The sequence below is a fragment of the Streptomyces sp. CNX435 genome (assembly GCF_059570575.1).
Window position 1 is genome coordinate 1 of the sequence record NZ_JCANTA010000067.1, and the last position, 1,156, is coordinate 1,156.

At 69.5% G+C, this 1,156-nt stretch carries 1 pseudogene; it reads left to right on the forward strand.

Annotated elements, in window-relative coordinates:
* Nucleotides 1–21: 21 nt before the first annotated feature.
* Nucleotides 22–1,156, forward strand: a pseudogene (locus tag T328_RS35945) (hypothetical protein); the annotation flags it as partial.

A 1,156-nucleotide genomic window follows, 5' to 3' on the forward strand; every position in this document is an offset into this window, starting at 1 on the left:
TCCACTGCCACCGGAGAGGTCATGAGATTTTCCACGCGTGGGCGTGACCCCGGCGCAGCGCTCTTCCTGACGGTGTTCGGCCTGCTCACCGCAGCCGTGCCTGCCATCCCGGTCACCACCGCCCCCCATCCGCCGCTCCAGCCCATGACCGCCGCCGACCCCGACGCCTTCTCCCTCCGGTGGGGCGGTGACCGGCGCACGCAGGCCCGGCAGTTGAGGAGGACCGTGAACCCGCGCGGCACCCGGATCTCGGTGGGATCCATGCTGAACACGGCCAACCGCCAGGCTGAAACGGAGGGCGATAGCCATTGCCGCAGCAAGGCCACGGCCCACGACAGTGCTCTGATCGGAGCGCACGCGCTTGCCTACTATTGCCTGAATGACCGGGACACCGCCAACAGGCGGTGGACCCCGCAGGGGGTGAGCGGGACGGAGGACGCGCGGCCCGGAGCCGGCACGGTGGACGGGCACAAGGCCATCGTCTTCTCCTGGCACTCGGGCCCGGCGGGACATGACGGGACGGGCACCCGGCTGAGCTTCCTCGACCGCACCACGAACAAATACATCCACGTACTGCTCGTGCGTCCGAACAGCGCCGGCACCGATTACAGCGAGGTGAACACCCACGCGGGAGGCATCGTCTGGTACCGGCACCACCTCTTCGTCGCCGGTCCCAGAAGCGGCGTGCGTGTCTTCGACACCGACAACCTCCTGCGGCTGGCGCACAACCGGAAGGGGAACGTCAGCCCCGACTGCGCGACCGGGCGTCACCACGGCGAGTACTGCGGGCGCGGCTACCACTACCTGCTGCCCGAGATCGGCCGGTGGAACAATCAGAGGGCCGGCACCCGCTATGACTCCATGTCTCTGGAACGCGCGCCCGGACGGAACCCTGTCTTCCTGACCAGCGAGTTCCGGACGACCAGCGTCGGCCGGGTGGCCCGCTGGGCGGACAGCGACATGACCCGGTTCGATGGCGCGATCCAGCCGTACAGGGCCTGGCATCAGCCCGTCCGCTACGTCCAGGGCGCCTTTTCGCGTAGCTGCTACTACTTCAGCACGGGCGGAGAACACAGCGGCAACCGCGACCTGGTCCGGGCCGGCACGCCGGGCGACAGGACGCCGGCATCGCAGCGCGGCGGCCGAGGGCTCCAGG